Genomic DNA, 19,074 nt, shown 5'->3' with positions numbered 1-19,074 from the left:
GGCGGCGATGATAGGAAGGGGTCATCGAGCCGGCGAGCGAGAATTCGTCATCTTCGGATCGAAAAATCTAATGAATCCCCAGCTGCCGCCCCTGAACCCACTGCGGGTCTTCGAATGCGCCGCGCGCCACCTCAGCTTCACGAAGGCGGCGCAGGAACTGCACATCACGCAAGGTGCCGTGAGCCACCAGGTCAAGGTGCTGGAAGACTGGCTCGGGTTCGAGTTGTTCGACAGGAGCTCGCGGCGCTTGCGCCTGACCGGGGGCGGCGAGACCTACGCGGCGGCGCTGGGCGGTGCCTTCGCGCAGATCTTGCGTGCCACCCAGGAACTGGTGAGCACGGGGGCCAAGCAGGTGCTGACCGTGCGGGGCCACACGACCCTGTTCGTGCGCTGGCTCATCCCGTTGCTGCCCGCATTCCAGTCCGCGCACCAGGACATCAACGTGCGGCTAACGGCGAGCGTCGAAGGCGTCGACTTCACGCGCGATGCCGCGGACGTGGGCATCATCTATGGCGACGGGCCCTGGCCCGGCCTGCGCAACGACCTGCTGTTCACGGACGAACTCACGCCCGTGATGGCCCCGACACTGGCGGCGCAGCTCCCGACGCCGTGCACCGCCGAGGCATTGCTGCAATTGCCGCTGCTGCACTCCAACCGTCGACTCCAGCACTGGCCCGACTGGATGCGCGCCGCGGGCGTCACCCGCGACGTGGCGGTCGGCGACATGTACTACGAGGATCTCAGCGTCATCTACCAGTGCGCGACCGAAGGTCTCGGTGTCGCACTCGGGCAGCTGCGCTACCTAGAAAAGGACCTGGCCCAGGGCAGGCTGGTGGCGCCGCACCCGCTGGTGCTGCGGCGCCGGCGGGGCTACCACCTGGTCTGCCCGGAAGCGCGCGCCGATGAAGCGAAGATCGCCTGCTTCCGCCAGTGGCTGCTGGCGCGGACCAGGGGAGCCGTGCCGTCATGAGCGCGGTGACCCTGCCGACGCAGCAACCACCGGGTTGATGTAGGTCCAATCGGTGACAATGGCGGCCCCGTTAACCATGAATCAGTACGCCATGCACCACCAGACCTTGGACGGCTTCCTGTCCGACGTCGCCGTCCGCAATCCCCAGCAGCCGGAATACCTGCAGGCCGTCACCGAGGTGATGCACAGCCTGTGGCCCTTCATCGAGAAGCACCCGCGCTACGCCGAACACGCCCTGCTGGAGCGCCTGGTCGAGCCCGAGCGCGTGATCATGTTCCGCATCACGTGGGTCGACGACCACGGTAGCGTGCGCGTCAACCGCGGCTACCGCATCCAGCACAGCATGGCCATCGGCCCGTACAAGGGCGGCCTTCGCTTCCATCCGTCGGTCAACCTGTCGATCCTGAAGTTCCTGGCCTTCGAGCAGACCTTCAAGAACGCGCTGACCACGCTGCCCATGGGCGGCGGCAAGGGCGGCTGCGACTTCGATCCCAAGGGCAGGAGCCCGGGCGAGGTCATGCGCTTCTGCCAGGCCTTCGCCACGGAACTGTTCCGCCACGTGGGCGCCGACACCGACGTGCCGGCGGGCGACATCGGCGTGGGCGGCCGCGAGGTCGGCTACATCGCCGGCATGGTCAAGAAGCTGACCAACCGCTCCGACTGCGTGTTCACGGGCAAGGGCCTGTCCTTCGGCGGCTCGCTGATCCGCCCCGAGGCCACCGGCTACGGCACGGTGTACTTCGCGCAGGAGATGCTCAAGCGCCAGGGCAAGAGTTTCGACGGCATGCGCGTCGCCGTGTCCGGCTCGGGCAACGTGGCGCAGTACGCCGTGGAGAAGGCCATGGCGCTGGGTGCCAAGGTGGTCACCGTGTCCGACTCCAGCGGCACCATCGTCGAGGAGAACGGCTTCACCGCCGAGAAGCTGGCGGTGCTGATGGACGTGAAGAACCACCACTACGGCCGCGTGTCGGATTACGCCGAGCGCACCCACGCCAGGTTCCTGCGCGGCGCCAGGCCCTGGAACGTGCCGGTGGACATCGCCCTGCCTTGCGCCACCCAGAACGAACTGGACGGCGAGGACGCGCGCACGCTGGTGAAGAACGGCGTGCTGTGCGTGGCCGAAGGCGCGAACATGCCGTCGACGCTGGAAGCCATCAAGGTGTTCGAGGGCGCGGGCGTGCTGTACGCGCCCGGCAAGGCCAGCAACGCCGGCGGGGTGGCCACCTCCGGCCTGGAAATGAGCCAGAACGCGGCGCGCCTGTCGTGGCCGCGCGAGGAAGTGGACGCCCGCCTGCTGCAGATCATGCAGGGCATCCACGCCGCCTGCGTGCAGCACGGGGCGCAGCCCGACGGCAAGGTCAGCTACGTGCAGGGCGCGAACATCGCCGGCTTCGTCAGGGTGGCCGACGCGATGCTGGCCCAGGGCCTGACCTGACGTAGTCGGGAAGCGCTTGTGCAGCCGATGCTGCGCAAGCGCCTGGGGGACCCTAGGCTCGATCCGCGTCAGAAGATCGAGAGCCCGGTCCTGGTGGCGAACAGCTCCAGCGCCTGGATGCCCAGCAGCGAGTTCCCGCTGGGCTCCAGGGCTGGCGACCACACGCACAAGGCGAGGCGATCGGGCACCACGGCCACGATGCCGCCGCCGACGCCACTCTTGCAGGGCAAGCCGATCCGGAAAGCGAACTCTCCTGCCGCATCGTAGGTGCCGCACGTCAACATCAATGCGTTGACGCGTCGCGCCTGGCGCTCGGTGAGGACCTGCTCGCCCGTGTACGGATGCCGTCCGTCCTGGCACAGGAAACCCGCGGCGCGCGCCAGCTGCAGGCAGTTCATGCGGATGGCGCAACAGTGGAAGTACACGTCGAGCACGTCGGCAACATCGTTGTCGATCCGGCCAAAGCTCTTCATGAAGTTGGCGAGAGCCACATTGCGGAATCCCGTGGTGGCCTCGGACGTCGCAACTTCCTTGTCGAAGTCGACCGCTTCGCCGCACAGGCTGGACAGCAGAGCCAGCACTTCAGCCTTGGCGTCGAACATGCTGACGAGCCGATCCGCGACCGCGATCGCCCCCGCATTGATGAACGGGTTGCGCGGAAGACCGTGCTCGGACTCGAGCTGCACCAGTGAATTGAATGCATTGCCCGAGGGCTCGCGACCGATGCGCTCCCACAGCGCCTCGCCGAGACCACGCATGGCAAGCGTCAGCATGAACAGCTTGGAGATGCTCTGGATCGAGAACGGCACGGCGCTGTCGCCGGCAAAGGCCTCCTCGCCATCGCAAGTGCGCAGTGCCATGCCGAGGCGCGCGGCGGGGACCCTCGCCAGCGCAGGGATGTAGCTGGCCACCTCCCCCGCCCGACCCAATTCCGGGCGCAGCGTGGCGACGATCTCATCCAGCAGAGATTGGAATGGCATGGCGGCATTGTGGACCGTCCCATCGAGGAGGGAAGTCCAGGACGACTACGCGATCCCAGGCCTGCGTGCAGAATGCAGGAAGGACGAGGACAAGGGCGATGGACACCGACCGGCCGATCCCCTACATGCAGCGCACGCGCGAGTGGTACGCGGCGCTCGGCTACGGCAACCCGTACCGGTATGCGCATTTCGAGGATGTCCCGTTCCAGCCCCTCGCCAGGCCACTTCGCGACTGCGTCCTCACGCTGGTCACCACGGCCGCACCCTACCAGCCGGGCAACGGCGCGCAGGGGCCGGGGGCACCCTACAACGCGGCAGCGAAGTTCTTCACCCCGTACAGCCTGGACACGGCGCGTGACCACGACCTGCGCATCTCGCACGTGGCCATCGACCGCCAGCACGCCTCCATGGAGGACAGCAACTGCTGGTTCCCGCTGCCGCTCATGCGCCGATGGGCGCAACAGGGCCGATTCCAGCTGGCGGCCCGCTGCCACGGTGCGCCGACCAACCGCAGCCAGCGGCACACGGTGGAAGTGGACGTGCCCGTCATCCTGCAACGCTGCCTGGAGGATGGCGTCGATGCGGCGGTGCTGGTGCCGAACTGTCCCGTGTGCCACCAGACCTTGAGCCTCACGGCGCGGGCCCTGGAGGCTGCGGGGATCGCCACCGTGATCATGGGGTGCGCGCTGGACATCGTGGAGCACGTCGGCGTGCCGCGCCTGCTGTTCTCGGACTTTCCCCTGGGCAATGCGGCGGGCAAGCCGCACGATGGCACGTCCCAGGAGGCGACGCTCGCCCTGGCTCTCGATCTGCTGCAGACGGCGACCGGACCCCGCACGACGGTGCAGTCACCGCAACGCTGGAGCGTGTCCGCCGATTGGAAGCCGGACTACTGCAACCCCGAGCGTGCATCGCCCGCCGAACTCGCGCGGTTGCGGGCCGACTTCGACGCGGGCAAGGAGACGGCCCGCGCCCGGCGAGACCTCGGCGCGGAGAGGCGATAGGAAAGCTGGCGACGGGGGCGGTGGCGCAACGGGCGCGGGATGCTGCAACAATCCAGCATGGACGATTTCGAGAGCGGGAGCGATCAGGAGACCATCCGCGGCGCGCGCTTGTGGCGTGACAATGGATGGACGGCCCGGGTCATCAAGAACGAGGACGACGATGGCTGGGCGGTGGCAATGACGCCCGACGGCCAGTCGGAGCCGGCGCTCGTCGGACCGTGGACGATGGGGCGCGACAAGAAAAACCCCAAGCCGCTCGACACTGCGGCCTTCATCACGTTGGTGAAGACCGCCGCCGAATTCGTGCGCCGTCACGAGCAGCAGTTGGAGGCGACATTGCACCAGCATCTCGACATCTCGCACGCTGGCGGGCGCGTGAGGGTCACGCTCGACATCGATCCAGACGACGAGAGGCCGACTGCCATTCTGCGGGCGACGACCGCCGCCGGGGATGTGCTTGGCAGCGCGAGCGTGTCGCCAGGCTTCAAACTGACGCGCGTCCGTGCAAATGCTTGGGCAGAGGCAGGGTTTTGCGCTGACGTGGTCGGCTGAACAATCACATCGGCTCCGAATCGGTGAGGAGCGGAAGGTCACCTGTCAGTACGAGTTCGAACTGGAGGTGCCGACAGCATCGGCAAGGAACTGCACCACGCCGCTTTACACAGGAGACGCGGCTGTTGCGGCGGGCAGAGCTGAGTGCCGTTGACCGGCCCGCATCCGGCCGAAAGCCGGACTTGAGCGTCTGCACCCACAACAATGAGCGCCTGTGGTCAACGCGCGTCCACATAGCGGGGCCGCGCACTAGCGGTGCTCCAGCCTACCTTCCGAGAGCAGCCGTTCCTTCAACAGCGAACGCCATGCATCCCTGTCGATCGATCCAGGCTTCGATGCGACCATCGCCTCAGTCTCCTTGAAGATCTCTTCGTCCGACACGATAACTAGCAGCCGCTACATGGCAGGGCGAAAGCCCACCGCGGCATCCTTCAGGGATGAAGCGTCATGCGTCAAGGCGTGCCCCTTCTCCGCGCGAAATCCGCTAGAGATTGAGTGGGCAGTTCGCGCAAGAGCAATGACGCGGCGTGGGAGCTCGACAGTTCCCCCGCTGATAAGCTCGTCAGCTTTCGCTGACATCGCTACGCATGACCCTCCCGTTCGTCGAACTGCCAGCCTTCCTGAGAGTGGGCGGCGAACTCGGGGGTCTGATCGCCAAATTTTCCTGGGCGTCGACCAGCATGGGTCCTGTCGAGACTTGGCCTCCGCATGTGCGGACGTCGGTCGCGAACATGCTCAGGTCCGAGGTCGCCATGGTGATGCTGTGGGGCGAAGACGGCGTGATGATCTACAACGACGCCTACTCGCGCTTCGCCGGAAAGAGGCATCCCGGCTTGCTGGGCTCCAAAGTTCGCGAGGGCTGGCCCGAAGTCGCCGAGTTCAACGACAAGGTCATGCGCGTCGGCCTGACGGGGGGGACTCTCGCCTACCGAGACCAGGAGCTGATCCTGCACCGCGACGGCAGGCCCGAGCAGGTCTGGATGGACCTCGACTATTCGCCCTTGGTCGATGCGGACGGCAATCCTGCGGGCGTCATGGCGGTCGTCGTCGAGACGACCGAGAAGGTTCGCGCCACCGCTCATGTGCTGCGGGAGCGCGAGCGGATCGGCCAGATGTTCGAGCAGGCGCCTGGCTTCATGGCGATGCTGCGCGGCCCTCAGCATGTCTTCGAGTTCGCCAACGCCAGCTACAACCGCTTGGTGGGCCACCGTCCAGTGCTGGGCCTCTCAGTGGCCGAGGCTTTGCCTGACGCGGTCGCTCAGGGCTATGTGGCCCTCCTCGACCAGGTGTTCGCGAGCGGCGTCGCCTACGCGGCCAACGGCGCGAGGTTCTCCGTGGCCGAAGCTCCCAGCTCCCCTCCCGTCGAGCGCTTCGTCGACTTCGTCTACCAGCCCGTGCGGAACGAAGCGGGCGAGGTCGAAGGCATTTTCGTTGAGGGCGTGGACGTGACCGAGCGGGTTGCCGCCGAGCGCCGGAGGGAAAGCCTGATCGAGCTCACCGCGCGCTTCCAGGGAGCCCGGTCCGTAGCCGACGTTGGCTTCGAAGCCTCCGAGCTCCTGGGCCACGCGTTGGGTGTGAGCCGTGTCGGATACGGGAGCATCGACGCCGAACGCGACACCCTTCACGTCGAGCGCGATTGGGTCAAGGAGGGGGTCGAGAGCCTGGCAGGGGTCACGCCGCTGCGCGACTATGGGTCATTCATCGACAGCCTGAAAAACGGCGACTTCATCGACATCCCTGATGTCCGGCTGGACCCGCGCACCAGCGTAGCGGCCCACGCGCTGGAATCGAAGTCCGCCCGATCGTTCGTGAACGTGCCGGTGCTGGAGGACGGCCGTCTGGTGGCGGTCTTTTTCGTCAATGAGGACAAGGCGCGAAACTGGTCCAGGGACGTCCTCGCCTTGATCAAGGAGGTGGGGGAGCGCACGCGCATGGCCGCCGAGCGGCTGCGAAACGAGATCGCTTTGCGTGAAGCGCACCGGGAGCTCGAGGCGAAGGTCGAGCAGCGTACGCGCGAGCTCATGGAGGTCGAGGCGCGATATCGGCAGTCGCAGAAGATGGAGGCCATAGGACAGCTCACCGGCGGCATTGCGCACGACTTCAACAATCTCTTGCACGGGCTGAGCCTGAGCTTGGAAATGCTGCGGCGCGCACGCGATGGCGCGAACCCTGGCCAGTGGTCGAGATACTTCGACATGGCCGACCGATCGATCAAGCGCGCAGCCGCGCTGACGCAGCGCATGCTGGCCTTCTCGCGGCGCCAGACGCTCGATCCGAAGACGGTCGACCTCGCCCATTTGGTCCGCGGGCTGGAAGACCTCGTGCGCAGCACTGTAGGCCCCTCGATCGCGGTCGTCATCGAATGCGCGGCGGACCTCTGGCACGCGAAGGTGGATCCGCCTCAGCTGGAGAGCGCCATCCTCAATCTGTGCATCAACGCGCGCGACGCCATGCTGCCTGGCAGCGGCAAGCTGACGCTCGCGTTGGAGAACATCCGTCTGGACGCGCGCCAGGCGGCCCAGCGCGAACTCGCCGCGGGCGACTATGTCCGCCTGCGCGTAGTCGACACCGGCGTGGGCATGTCGGAGGAGATTCGCGCCCGGGTGTTCGACCCCTTTTTCACCACCAAGCCCCAAGGCGAAGGCACGGGCTTGGGCTTGTCCATGGTCTACGGGTTCGTACGCCAGTCGGGAGGACACGTCGAGGTGGCCTCCCAGCTTGGCCGAGGCACGTCGGTCCAGATCGTCCTGCCGAGAGTCGACGGCGAGGCGCCGCGACAGAGCACGGCGGCGCGGTCCACGCCCGGCGTCGATGGCTCCGGCGAAGTGGTGCTGCTGGTGGAGGACGACCCCACCATCAGGCCGCTGTTGACAGAGGAGCTCGAGCGGGCCGGTTACCACGTGATCGCCTGCGCGAGAGGCGCCGAAGGTTTGAGCGTGCTGCAATCGGACGCGCGAGTCGACATCCTGGTGACCGACGTGGGGCTGCCCAGCGGACTGAACGGACGTCAGGTTGCCGACGGTGGTCGCGCCACGCGTCCTGCGCTGCCCGTGCTGTTCATCACCGGCTACGCCGACGCCGCGGCGGCAGTGGGGGGCGGCCAGCTACCCGAAGGCATGCAGGTCATCGGCAAACCATTTGAAGTCGCGGAGTTCGTCCGCAAGGTCGGGGCCATGCTGTAGCCCCAGGGACCAGAGTACCGCGCGGTTTTCGACTTGCGCGATTCGCAACCCAGGAACTGGACGATTGGCAGTGGGAGACGCAGCCGGCCCCTGAAAAGCAGGATGCGCGGCGCAGACCCGTTCGCAGGGAGAGTCCTGTCCCTTCCTGCGCCTACGCGGACGCAGCACGTCTGACCACAACGGCGCCTGCCCCGGCAGTCGAATACTGCGGCTTTGGCATATGGCGAAGCGCACACAGGACGAAGACGGGCCGAAGAAGGCTGGGGGGGCCGCCGTCGACGGGAGACGGGATGCGAAGGCGCTGCCGGAAAGCGCCGCACTTGCCCTCGAGAAGCTGCGGCGCCTGGATTCACAACTCGCGGCGCGCTATGAAAAAACCAGATCGGAACGTCGCAAGCGTCTTCGCTAGCCGATGCGTGTCCATCCTGCTGCCCTGCGGGAGGGGCATGGAGATCCGGCCGTGTCGCTGACGCTGCAGACAGCCGATCCAACCGCCGGGTCGCCCGGCATCTGCCGGGCCCGCCTGCATCGGTCGTGCCGCCCTACCGTCGGGGCCTCTTGCGGCCGGCCTGCTTCGCCGGCTTGCCGAACCAGAAGTCAAGAACCTGTCGCGTAGCGTCGGCCTGTGCGACAGCGACTTGCCTCTTGCCAGCGCTCGTCGCTTGTCCGCGGGCACGGCCGGCAGCGCTGTTGGCGGCGCTGAGCCACACGCTCATGAACGGGTTCTTCTTTGTCCAGGGATTACTCATGGTGGTCCGATCCGGGCGAGGGGGCCCGATACCAGCATGAGGCCACGGGATCGTCGGCCGACCCGGGCGGACGCCACTTCTCTGGTCGCCCGCCTCCTACGTGCCGTGTGCACCAGAGCGTCAATGGTGTCGAGGTCATGTTGCTCAGCGACGGCTGCGATCCGTTGACCGGGATCGAGATGCCCGCCTAGTTGGGCAGTTGCCTGGCGACGGCATCCGAGGGCCCGGTCGCTCCGGCGAACTGCGCGCAACCATCGTCCGGCACCGGCGCTGCCGCGACGGTCGACAGCGCCTCGCGGCAGTGTCGGGGGACGTCGAGACCCGCAGCGGCCGACGCCGTCGCCCGCACGACTGGCGCCTTGGATTCGACGGAGCCGAAGATCGTGGCATAGGCGACGTCCGCCGCATCGCGGCCCGTTCCGATCCGGACGAAGCCCATGGGGATGCCGGTCCCTGACGGGTCGAAGAGGTACCAGCGGCCGCTGAGGTAGACCTCGACATACGCGTGGAAGTCCGACGGACCGAGCGCTTCGGCACCGAAATCCGTCCCTGTGGCGATCCGCGCAGGGATGTTGAGTGCGCGGCACAGGGCGATCATGAGGTGGGCGAAGTCCCTGCAGACGCCGACGCGGTCCAGGACGGTATCCAGCGCGGAGGTCGTCGAGGTGCTCGTGTTGGACACGAAGGACACGCGATCCTGCACCCAATGCTGGACCGCGAGCACGCGGCTATAGCCCGGCCAGAGGTGGCCGAACTCGCCGAAGGCGAGCTTCAACAGCCGGTCCGATTCGCAGTAACGGCTGGGGTAGACGTACGGCATCACCTCCAGCGGCAGGCACCTCACCGGCACTTCGACGAGCGTGTCGGGCTCAGCCATGTGGTGGTCGATCGCGACGGTTGACGCGTAGTGCAGGATGAACGGGCCAGCGTTTGCATGCAGCCGCATGAACCGCGATCCCGTGCCGGATTCCACAGCGACCTGCGGGACGATGCTCTGGCTGATGCTCAGGCGTTCGTCCCGCACTGCCTGATGGGCCGTGACGGCGGGGTGGATGTTGAACACGAAGTCGGCACCTTCCGGATGCTTGACGTCGTACTCGAGCGTGAGCTCCAGGGCGATCTGGACCATGATCCGTGCATTCTCAGGCCAGTCGACGCATGGGTGGCTGGCGCAGCTCCACGTCCCGGTTCACGGCCGGGCACGACAGGGCGCATTCGAACTGGAAAGCAATGGACATCTCGGACTTCATCGAGCAGCACGTCGACCCGATCGTCGCGGAATGGGTCGAGTTCGCCCGTTCCCGCCTGCCGTCATCGGGTGGTTTGTCGTTCGGGGAACTGGCAGACCACGCCAAGGTTCTCCTCGTCGCGGTTGCCGCCGACATCAGGCAAGCCCAGGGGGCAGCGCGCAGGCACGAAAAGTCACAGGGCAATGCGCCCGGCAATGCGCCAGAGATCACCCGCATTGCGCGCGACCACGCGGAGCAACGCTTTGCGCAGGCGTTCTCGCTGGATCAGTTGGTCGCCGAGTACCGGGCCCTGCGGGCTTCAGTGATTCGGCGTTGGACGCAAACCCAGCAGGAGGTCGACCGAGGGTCGCTCGAGGAGCTGACCCGCTTGGGTGAGTCCCTGGACCAGGCCCTGACCGAGTCGACGTCGCTGTATGCCAAACATGTGGATGACGCGCGCAACCTCCTGCTGGCGGTCCTCGGGCACGACCTGCGGACACCATTGGGGGTGGTGCACTTGACTGCCAATTCGCTTCTGCGGACCGACAGCCTGGATGGTGCACAGACGAAAGCGGTGGTCCGCATGCTGACCTCTGCGGAGCGGATGAAGGCCATGGTGAACGACATCCTTGACTTCACCCAGACGGCGCTGGGCATTCGGCTGCCCGTCTCGCCGGCACCGGCCGATGTCGGCGAGATTGCCGCCAGCGTCGCCGAAGAGGTCGGCATCCTTCATCCCGACAGCAGGTTGGAGGTCACCCGCGAGGGCGACTGCACCGGCAACTGGGACGGCACGCGGGTCGCGCAGATGCTGTCGAACCTGGTCTCGAATGCCGTCCAGCACGGGGACCCCTCCAAGCCGGTCATCGTCCGCGTCACCGGGGAGGGCGAAGCAGTCACCGTGCGGGTCCAGAATGAAGGCCCCCACATCACGGCCGAGACGTGGAGAACCTTGTTCACGCCACTGCGACATGCATCCGATGCGCAGAAGGACCGGAAGGCCGGCTCGTCCGGGCTGGGCCTCGGCCTCTACATCGCAAAAGAAATCGCGGTGGCACACGGGGGCTCCGTCGACGTCTCGTCCGAAGGTCCGGCCACAACGTTCTGCGTTCGTCTGCCGCGCCCCACTTTCCCGGCCTGAAGATCCGCCCCCACCGGTTGCCACCTGGGCGCTATGGATCCAATGGCAGGACACTCAGCGCCTTGTACAACCCCTCCAGGCTGTACGGCTTGAGCAGCAGCTCGAACTCCTCGCTCTCCATGCCGGCAGTCGCTTCCGAATACCCGGTGGTCAGCACGATGGGGAGCTTCGGCTGCCGGCGCCGGATCTCGCGGGCCAGTTCCAGCCCGCTCATGCCGCCGGGCATCATGATGTCGGAGAGCACGACGTCCACGGGACGACCGTTGGCCAACGCGCCCAGGGCGGCCACCGGTGTGGCGGCATGGAGCACCGTGAAGCCCAGGGCACTGAGCATTTCCCGCGTCAGCGCGGCGACTTCGGTGTCATCCTCGACGAGCAGGACCTGCCCGCGCCGCGGGCCACCGCTGGGCGCGGCCGACGCCCGGGAGGGGTCGGGTGACGCGACGGGCTGCTGCGACGAGCGCGGCAGCAGCAAGGTCACCACGGTCCCCATGCCCACCTGGCTGTCGATGCTGATCCGGCCTCCGGATTGCTGCGCGAAGCCATAGACCTGCGGCAGGCCCAGGCCCGAGCCCTTGCCGATGTCCTTGGTGGTGAAGAACGGCTCGAACACACGGGACAGGACCTCGGGGGGCATGCCGCATCCGGCGTCCTGCACCGACAGCCGCACGAAGTCGCCCGCCGGCCCGTCCTCGCCCGTCTCCGCCACGTTCATGGCCGTGATCCTGATGCTGCCGCCGGCCGCCATCGCGTCACGCGCATTCACGCACAGGTTCAACATCGCCAGTTCGAACTCTCCAGGGTCGACCTCGACGGGCCAAAGGCCGGGCATGAGCTCCATCCGGATCTCGACGTCGCCACGCAGCGAACGTGTGAGCAGGTCCCGCATGGCCTCCAGGCTCGCGGCGGGATCGATCGACTCCGGGTTCATCGGGCGCCGGCGCGAGAACGACAGGAGCTGGTGCGTCAACCCGCTGCCGCGGGCCACGGCGCGACGCATGCTGGCGTACACGCGCTGGCGCTGCTCCGCGGACGGATCGCGCTCCAGCACCTGCAGGCCGTTGGCGAACACCGCGAGCAGGTTGTTGAAGTCGTGGGCCACGCCGCCGGTCAGCTGCCCCAGCGACTCCATCTTCTGCGCATGGCGCAGCGCCTCCTGCGCGCGCCGCAGGCGCTCCTGGTCGTGCACGCGCTCGGTGACGTCGTAGACGAACTGGTAGGACCCGATGCGCGTCCCATTGCGGTCACGCAAGGCGTTGTAGCGCATCTCATAGAACCGGCGATCCCGGGCCGGATCCCCGAACTCGGCCACCTCGACGAACTCCTCGCCGGCGAGGGCGCGGCCCCACACCGCCGCGACCGCGGCCTGGTGCTCCGGCTGGTCCGCGAGCAGTTCCAGCATGCTGTCACCGACCCGGGGCCGCACGCCGAAAATGCGTTCGAACTCGTTGGCGGCGGCCTGGTTGATCGCGAGCCACCGGAAGCCGAGGTCGGCGACCTGGACGAACGCGTTGGTTCCCTCCACGATGTCGGCCAGGACCTTGCGTTCGGCCACCGCCTCGCTCACGCGGCGCTCCAGCGTCTCGTTGAGCTCTCGCAGTCCCCGCTCGGCCATGACCCGGCGGGTGGTTTCCGAGCAGGCGCAGAACATGCCGGCGACCTTGCCGCTGTCGTCGCGCACGGGGGAATACGAGAAGGTGAACCAGGTCTGCTCGTCGTACCCCTTGCGGTTCATCAGCAGGGGCAGGTCCTCGCGATACGTCGCGTGGCCTGCCATGGCCGCCTCGATCAGCGGGCTGATGTCCGTCCAGATCTCGGCCCAGATGTCCTGGAACCGTCGTCCCAGCGCGCGCGGATGCTTGACGCCGAGGATCTCGGCGTAGGGATCGTTGTAGAGGAAGCCCAGTTCGTCGCCCCAGGCGACGAACATCGGGAATCGCGACTGCAGGAGCAGGCCGACCACGGTGCGCAGAGGCTGCGGCCACCGCTGCGGCGGGCCCAGCGGCGAGTCCGACCAGTCATGTGCGCGCATGAGCGCGCCAACGTTTCCGCCGCCTTGCAGGAAATTGGCCCGAAGGCCGGCAGATGAGTTCATCTCGCGAGGGGCAACCAAAGTCCGCCAGCGTAGGTCCGGCCGATCAGGTTCCGCCCCCTCTTCGCGGGGGGCGTCGGCGATGACACGGTGAGAAGCTGCTGCCCGCCAGAAGTGGCCTGGGTCAGGCAGTCGATCAGCAGGCTAGTAGGCGCTCGAATTGGTGGTGCCCGAGCCGCCGCCAGGCGTCGATGACGAGCGGTTCTTGGTCGTGTCGCAGCCCGCGACGAAAAGCGCGGACGCCATCAAACTTGCGATCGTCGCCAGCCTGAGGAGGTGGGCAGTCATCGGAGTTCCTCTTGAGACGAGGGGTGGGGACGTCATGCTAGGACCCAACCACGGCCGTTGCAACCTCGTCAGAAGCGGGGCGTGCGGCGATTCGCTCGCCGCATGACATGCACGTCCTACAACGCGCCTTGTGCGGCGGTTGCAGCGTTCAGGTCAAGGACCCTTTTCCACGAAAGGAGCAGACATGCCGCGCGGAGACAAGTCGTCGTACACCGACAAGCAGAAGCGCCAGGCCGAACATATCGAGGAAGGCTATGAGGATCGGGGCGTCGGCAAGGACGAAGCCGAGCGCCGGGCCTGGGCGACCGTGAACAAGGAAACTGGCGGGGGCAAGAAGAGCGGCTCCGGTCGCGGGCGCGCCATGGACACCAGCCCGTCGCGCAAGGGTGGCGCGGCTGGCGGGCGAGCCTCGGCGGCACGCAGCCCAGCGGAACGGTCCGCGTCCGCCAGGAAGGCAGCTGCCACCCGCAAGCGCAACGCCGCCCGCAACACGTCGTGAGGGTTCGCGAGGTCGAACCAGAGACGTCGATCCGGGCGCGGGTCGCGGGCGGCCTTCGGTTCTGCTCCCGTCGCCGCTTTGGCGAGACGCTCAACAAGAACACATGGAAGCACATCGGTTGTCGCCGAGCGCTATCGTGAGCGCCTCGAAGTCGCGTCTGCGGCGGGCGCCGCGGCGATGCGAGCAGGAGAACAACAATGAGACTGCGCCATGTCACGCATGCGACCACTCTGGTCTGCGCCTGTCTTGTCTCCGCGGCGGCATTGGCCGATCCGCCCGTGGACGTGATGCAGATCGTGCGCGACGCCGATGTCAAGTGGGTCGCCGGTCAGTTCGGGCCAGGCTTGCAGAGCGCCGTCCTGGCGGGAAACCCCTCGCAGCCGGGCCCCTATGTGATGCGGGTCAAGTTCGGCCCAGGCACGATGAGCCCGCCCCACTTCCACGCGGAGACGCGTTACATCCTCGTTCTCAAAGGCACGTGGTGGGTCGGTGCGGGACCAAAGTGGGATCGTGAAGCCACGACCCCGGTGCCTGCGGGCACGCTGGTCGTTCACCATCCGAACAAGATCCACTTCGATGGCGCGAAGGATGAAGAGGTCGTGCTGCAGATCGTCGGCGTCGGTCCCAGCGGGACGACCCCGGTCGACGAGTCAGGTCAGCCTAGGAAGTAGTGCGCACTGGCGCTCAGGCTTGCTGCCCTGGGCATGCCGCGACCCCTTGCGGTCTGCCGATGCTTCGAACGTGCAGAGGTGGGAGTGGACGTGCCCGACTATGAAGAGTTCTTCCGCCAATACGCGAGGGCGTATGAACGTTCCTTGGGCGAGAGCGTTGATGTGGCCGCGATTCGAGCCTTTTTCGCCGAAGGGTTCATCTCTGTGAGCGTAGGCGGGCGAGTTGCAGCAGGAGCAAATGACGAGACGTTCGAGGAGGCGCTGATCAGAGGATATGGCTTCTACAAGGCAATCGGAACCAGGAGCATGAAGGTCGATCGCGTGGAGACGGAAGCGCTTTGCGAGAACCACGACCGGGTTCGTGTCTACTACTCCGCTGGTTACCGGAAGCGCAATGGGGCGGAGGTATCGATCCCGTTCGACGTGTTGTATTTACTTCAACGGCGCAGTGGGAGCCCGAAGATCTTTGGGTTCATCGTTGGCGACGAAATGGCGATCTACAAGCAGCATGGCCTGGTGGACGAGACTGGCCAGCCTGCATGAGCGCCACCTGCGCGCCTCGCGTCCGCTTGGCGTTGGAAGGGTAGCTTCCGCCATTCCGGAAAACTACCTACTTGCGAGAAAGCGAGAGCAGTGCCTTATGCTGCGAGCATGTTCTCCAGCCAAGTCACGCTCTTGACCGCCGGTTTTCTCATCGTGCTTGTCGCCGGCGGCATCGGCTTGTGGATCAGGGGTCGAAGGGGCAGGGGTGACCTGCTGCCCGATACGCGGGTCTCCACGCTGGTGTTTCCTCCCGAAACGAAATTCCAGCCATCGGTGTTCCCGCGCCAATGACGCCCTGCCGCCGCGTCGATGCGGGCGGTCACCAGGGCCCGAGAACGGCGACGGACGGAAAACTTCCCGGCTAGCACCTTGCGAAGGCGGACGGGCAGCTACCTGGCCAGCGCGGCCAGTTTTTTCCGGGCGCTCTCGATCAGTCCCTCGCGTTCGGCTGCCGGCTTTGCTTTCGTGTCGCCCTCGGCGATGACCTCCATCGCGGAGGCGCCAGCCAGCTTCATTCCGAGGTCATCACGCCCGGTGAGGGTTGCGTACTGCCGGCCGGAAATCACGTGAACCTTCAGATGTCGACCAATGGACACCGAGAGCTTCCGGCATGCCGCGGACATGGCTTTCTCGTCAGGCACCTCGTGGCCATGCACGACCAGCAGTTCGACCATGCCTTGCTGGTCTTCACCCAGCAAATAGGCGCGCAGCACTGACCTCTTGAACTTCGACCGCAGCATCGCTCGAACTGGCTCCGCTGCTGCAAAGGACTTGAGGGCGATGCCCCTCAGCTCGCGGTAGAAGACGAAAGACGTGTTCGCGCAGACCGCTTCCTGGTCATCGGCCGTCGATTTGCACTTGGTCAGGATTCCGCACTTGACGAGGTGCTCCTGGGTCTGCTGGACCTCTTCGACAGTGAGCTTTGACGCTTTCGCAATCTCGTCGGCGGTGAACTTGCAGGCGGGGCGTGAATACACCAGCAGCAACAGCTTCTGGACTTCTGGGGCGAGGAGGAAATCTGCGGCGCTCATTCTGGCTGGCGTCATCTGGTGCCGGGCATTATGGCCACAGCATGAGCCAGGACGACCGGACGCCGGCGCTCGAACGCACGCCGTCTCAGGATCTGTGTCGACTGTCCTGGATGATCTGGGTGCTGCGAACCCACTCGATGCCGCCCGGATCCCGGCTGCAGGTCAGAAGTCCGCGCCTCAGCGCTTCCTCCCAGACCGGAAGGCGCGGACAAGATGTCTTCCACGCGTCCATCACCTCGGCATAGGGGCGACCCTTGCCGACCCATTCGACGAGATCCGCGACGAGAGGTTCGAGCGTGTCATTCATGAGCTGCCCTCGAGCGCACACGTGGGCAGGTTACGCCGATTTGCCGGCGGCGTCGAAACGGACGAGGCCTCTCGTCAGCCCTGCGTCGCCGGCTCCTTTGCTCAGCGCAGGCACGCCCCGGCGTCCTGCAGTGCCGTGCGCAGGCGCGGCACGGACACCTGGCGCACGTCGCGCGCTCCCTCTCTGCAGGCGAGACCCGCCGCCGTGCCGGCGGCCTGGCCCACCGCCATCGAAATGGTCATGACGCGGATCGCGGCGAGAGCCTGGTGCGTGGCCGAGATGCCGCGGCCCGCCACCAGGGCGTTGCCCAGCGCGGCCGGGATGAGGCTGCGGTAGGGGATCTGGTAGGCGTGGTCGTCCCCCAGGCCGGAATACAGGAGCTCGCCGCCCGACGCAGGATGGATGTCGATCGGGTACGCGCCCGCTGCGATCGCGTCGGCGAATTCCACCGGATGCAGCAGTTCCTCCGCGCTCAGGACATGGTCGCCCGCGACCCGGCGCGTTTCGCGCACGCCCACTTGCGTCCCGAAGGCACGCAGCCGCCCCTCTCCGCAGCCGGGCACGGCCTCGCGCAGGTAAGTCGCTGCGCGCCACGCCTGCCGCCGGCCTTCGATCTCGGCCCGCCCCAGCGCCATCGCGTCCGTGGCGTCGATCCCGAGGCGGCTGATGTTGAACCAGGCATCGTCGGAGAACGGGTCGCGGGCCGCATGCAGCGCGGCACGCGCAAGCGCGCCTTGCGCGAAGCCGCGCGCGGCCAGGGCCTTCGTCTCTTCGGCGCTCAGCGCGTCAAAGCGCGCGAAGTCCACCGGGCCGAAGCGGAACATCATGGTCGCGGGCTGGAGCGCCTCGCCTTCGTCCAGTTCCAGGAACGCTGCCCCGGCCTGCTTCAGCGCATCGAGATCGCCCGAGCAGTCGATCAGGAAGCGTGGTTCGACCGCCAGCACGCCGCTCTTGGTGAGGAGCCGCACCTGGCGGACTTGTCGCGCCTCGCTGCGCACGTCGAGCAGGCTTGCATGGAGCAGGGGCCGCACGCCGGCCTCCCCGACCATGTCGTCCAGGACGAGCTTCAGGACCTCGGGGGCGTACTCCACCCGGTCCATCTTGTGGCCGGTGGACATCACGAACTGGTGGTGCTCGCCGGCACCGCCGTAGGTGCGCAGGCGCTCCACCACTTCGGCGGCAAGGCCGGCGACGACGCGGCGGCCGTTGGCGGTCTGCCAGCTGTTGAACTGCGCGACGGCTCCCGCCGTGGCGTTCCCACCGAGGAAGCCGTAGCGCTCCGCCAGGATCACGTCCGCGCCCTGGCGCGCCGCCGCGACCGCGGCCATGGTGCCGGCGACGCCCCCGCCGCACACCAGGACGTCCGCCGTGAGTTGTGTGCCCATGTCAGTCGGCCTTGATGCCGCGCGCCTTGATGATGCCTGCATAGCGCGTGGCCTCGGCGTGCAGGAACTCGGTGGTCTGCTGGCGGTTCATGACGATCGGCGTCAGGCTCATCCCCTCGAACTTCTGCTTCACGGTGTCTGACGCGAGTGCCTTGGCCAGGAGGCCTTCGAACCTGGCGAGACCCTCCTGCGGGATGGTGCCCTTGGGAGCCAGGATCGCCGCCCAGCCTTGCACTTCCAGGGCGGGGTAGTTGAGCGAACGCAGCGTGGGCACGCCGGGCAGCTGCGCCACCGTTTGCGGCGATGAGACGGCCAGGGCGCGCAGGCCGCCGGACTTGAGGTGGGGCGCCACGCTGGGCAGGTTGAGGAAGCCGAGCGACACGCGTCCTGCGATCAGGTCGGGCAGCAGCGCGCTCTCGCCCTTGTAGGCCACGGGCGTCAGCGTCACGCCGGTCTGGGTCGCGAAGAGCTCGGACGCGATGTGGGCCAGTGTGCCGTTGCCGCTGTTGCCGGCACTCAGTGCGCCGGGCTTGGCCTTGGCTTGCTTCACGATGTCGTCGATGGAGCGCAGGCTCGAGCTCGCTGGGACCACGAGGACCAGCGGCTGCCCGGACACCATGCCCACCGCGTCGAAGTCGCGTTCGACGTCGTAGGTGATGGCCGGGTTCAGCGACGGGTTGATGACCATGCTGTTGCTGCCCATCAGCAGCGTGTGGCCGTCCTTGCTCTGGGCGGCGGCCATGACGCCGATCGCGCTGCCCGCTCCCGGCTTGTTCTCCACGATCACGGACTGGCCCAGCTGCTGGCCCAGCAGTTCGGCCAGCACGCGGGCCGAGCTGTCGGCGCCGCCGCCGGGTGCGAACGGCACGATGATCCGCACCGGCTTGCTGGGCCACGGCTCGGCTGCGAAACCGGCGGGCACGAGGGCCGCCGTGAGGCCGGCGGCGAGGATGGCGAGGAGGGCGCGTCGGATGGGGCGCAGCTGCATGGATGTCTCCGGTGTGAAAAGCGTGCCG

19 protein-coding genes are annotated in these 19,074 nt (G+C 67.0%); 11 read left to right on the top strand and 8 right to left on the bottom strand.

The features are described from left to right. Nucleotides 1-70 precede the first annotated feature (70 nt). Nucleotides 71-970, top strand: a complete 900-nt coding sequence (gene gcvA, locus GON04_RS19395; protein ID WP_157399655.1) for a transcriptional regulator GcvA — start codon at nucleotides 71-73, stop codon at nucleotides 968-970. A gap of 91 nt (nucleotides 971-1,061) precedes the next feature. Next, nucleotides 1,062-2,405: an NADP-specific glutamate dehydrogenase gene (gene gdhA, locus GON04_RS19390; RefSeq protein ID WP_157399654.1), complete on the top strand. Its 1,344-nt coding sequence runs from the start codon at nucleotides 1,062-1,064 to the stop codon at nucleotides 2,403-2,405. A 68-nt stretch (nucleotides 2,406-2,473) separates the two neighbouring features. Here the strand turns inward: gdhA and GON04_RS19385 are convergent, their stop codons facing one another. After that, a complete protein-coding gene (locus GON04_RS19385; protein ID WP_157399653.1) occupies nucleotides 2,474-3,385 on the bottom strand; it encodes a glutaminase in 912 nt (303 codons plus the stop codon). A gap of 98 nt (nucleotides 3,386-3,483) precedes the next feature. Here GON04_RS19385 and GON04_RS19380 point away from each other — a divergent pair, with 98 nt between their 5' ends. From GON04_RS19380 to GON04_RS26625, 4 genes are all read left to right on the top strand, one after another. Beyond that, nucleotides 3,484-4,389, top strand: coding sequence for a glycine reductase (locus tag GON04_RS19380; protein WP_157399652.1), 906 nt, complete (start codon nucleotides 3,484-3,486; stop codon nucleotides 4,387-4,389). Nucleotides 4,390-4,446: 57 nt separating this feature from the next. Beyond that, nucleotides 4,447-4,941: a hypothetical protein gene (locus tag GON04_RS19375; RefSeq protein WP_157399651.1), complete on the top strand. Its 495-nt coding sequence runs from the start codon at nucleotides 4,447-4,449 to the stop codon at nucleotides 4,939-4,941. A gap of 587 nt (nucleotides 4,942-5,528) precedes the next feature. Next, a complete protein-coding gene (locus GON04_RS19370; RefSeq protein ID WP_157399650.1) occupies nucleotides 5,529-8,123 on the top strand; it encodes an ATP-binding protein in 2,595 nt (864 codons plus the stop codon). Between the two features lie 220 nt (nucleotides 8,124-8,343). Continuing rightward, nucleotides 8,344-8,532, top strand: coding sequence for a hypothetical protein (locus GON04_RS26625; protein WP_198349350.1), 189 nt, complete (start codon nucleotides 8,344-8,346; stop codon nucleotides 8,530-8,532). 527 nt (nucleotides 8,533-9,059) lie between these two features. On the opposite strand, the gene GON04_RS19365 is transcribed toward GON04_RS26625, so the two are convergent. Then, entirely contained in the window at nucleotides 9,060-10,001 is a 942-nt protein-coding gene (locus tag GON04_RS19365) for a transglutaminase-like domain-containing protein (protein ID WP_157399649.1), read from the bottom strand. A 101-nt stretch (nucleotides 10,002-10,102) separates the two neighbouring features. Between GON04_RS19365 and GON04_RS19360 the strand changes: the two genes are divergently transcribed. After that, a complete protein-coding gene (locus tag GON04_RS19360) occupies nucleotides 10,103-11,242 on the top strand; it encodes a sensor histidine kinase (protein WP_181653667.1) in 1,140 nt (379 codons plus the stop codon). A 31-nt stretch (nucleotides 11,243-11,273) separates the two neighbouring features. On the opposite strand, the gene GON04_RS19355 is transcribed toward GON04_RS19360, so the two are convergent. Both GON04_RS19355 and GON04_RS19350 read right to left on the bottom strand, forming a co-directional pair. Further along, nucleotides 11,274-13,205 carry a PAS domain-containing protein gene (locus tag GON04_RS19355; protein WP_181653666.1) on the bottom strand — a complete coding sequence of 644 codons (1,932 nt, stop codon included), beginning with the start codon at nucleotides 13,203-13,205 and terminating at the stop codon, nucleotides 11,274-11,276. Nucleotides 13,206-13,478: 273 nt separating this feature from the next. Beyond that, nucleotides 13,479-13,622, bottom strand: a complete 144-nt coding sequence (locus tag GON04_RS19350) for a hypothetical protein (RefSeq protein ID WP_157399646.1) — start codon at nucleotides 13,620-13,622, stop codon at nucleotides 13,479-13,481. 184 nt (nucleotides 13,623-13,806) lie between these two features. On the opposite strand from GON04_RS19350, the gene GON04_RS19345 reads away from it, so the two are divergent. From GON04_RS19345 to GON04_RS19330, 4 genes are all read left to right on the top strand, one after another. After that, nucleotides 13,807-14,121 carry a plasmid stabilization protein gene (locus tag GON04_RS19345; protein WP_157399645.1) on the top strand — a complete coding sequence of 105 codons (315 nt, stop codon included), beginning with the start codon at nucleotides 13,807-13,809 and terminating at the stop codon, nucleotides 14,119-14,121. Nucleotides 14,122-14,318: 197 nt separating this feature from the next. Beyond that, nucleotides 14,319-14,792 carry a cupin domain-containing protein gene (locus GON04_RS19340; RefSeq protein ID WP_157399644.1) on the top strand — a complete coding sequence of 158 codons (474 nt, stop codon included), beginning with the start codon at nucleotides 14,319-14,321 and terminating at the stop codon, nucleotides 14,790-14,792. Nucleotides 14,793-14,882: 90 nt separating this feature from the next. Further along, nucleotides 14,883-15,335: a hypothetical protein gene (locus GON04_RS19335; protein WP_198349349.1), complete on the top strand. Its 453-nt coding sequence runs from the start codon at nucleotides 14,883-14,885 to the stop codon at nucleotides 15,333-15,335. A 108-nt stretch (nucleotides 15,336-15,443) separates the two neighbouring features. Then, entirely contained in the window at nucleotides 15,444-15,626 is a 183-nt protein-coding gene (locus GON04_RS19330) for a hypothetical protein (RefSeq protein WP_157399642.1), read from the top strand. Between the two features lie 98 nt (nucleotides 15,627-15,724). Here the strand turns inward: GON04_RS19330 and GON04_RS19325 are convergent, their stop codons facing one another. The 4 genes from GON04_RS19325 to GON04_RS19310 all read right to left on the bottom strand — a co-directional run bounded on the left by GON04_RS19325 (nucleotide 15,725) and on the right by GON04_RS19310 (nucleotide 19,046). Continuing rightward, complete coding sequence (locus GON04_RS19325) at nucleotides 15,725-16,366, bottom strand: hypothetical protein (protein ID WP_157399641.1); 642 nt, start codon at nucleotides 16,364-16,366, stop codon at nucleotides 15,725-15,727. Between the two features lie 85 nt (nucleotides 16,367-16,451). Further along, on the bottom strand, nucleotides 16,452-16,673 hold the full coding sequence (locus GON04_RS19320) for a hypothetical protein (RefSeq protein ID WP_157399640.1): 222 nt from the start codon (nucleotides 16,671-16,673) through the stop codon (nucleotides 16,452-16,454). Between the two features lie 101 nt (nucleotides 16,674-16,774). After that, entirely contained in the window at nucleotides 16,775-18,058 is a 1,284-nt protein-coding gene (locus tag GON04_RS19315; protein WP_157399639.1) for an FAD-dependent oxidoreductase, read from the bottom strand. Between the two features lies 1 nt (nucleotide 18,059). Continuing rightward, entirely contained in the window at nucleotides 18,060-19,046 is a 987-nt protein-coding gene (locus tag GON04_RS19310) for a Bug family tripartite tricarboxylate transporter substrate binding protein (RefSeq protein WP_157399638.1), read from the bottom strand. Nucleotides 19,047-19,074 lie beyond the last annotated feature (28 nt).

Source organism: Ramlibacter pinisoli (assembly GCF_009758015.1).
Lineage (GTDB): Bacteria > Pseudomonadota > Gammaproteobacteria > Burkholderiales > Burkholderiaceae_C > Ramlibacter > Ramlibacter pinisoli.
The sequence above is the reverse complement of the archived record's forward strand: the minus strand, read 5'-3'. Positions and strand labels throughout refer to the sequence as shown.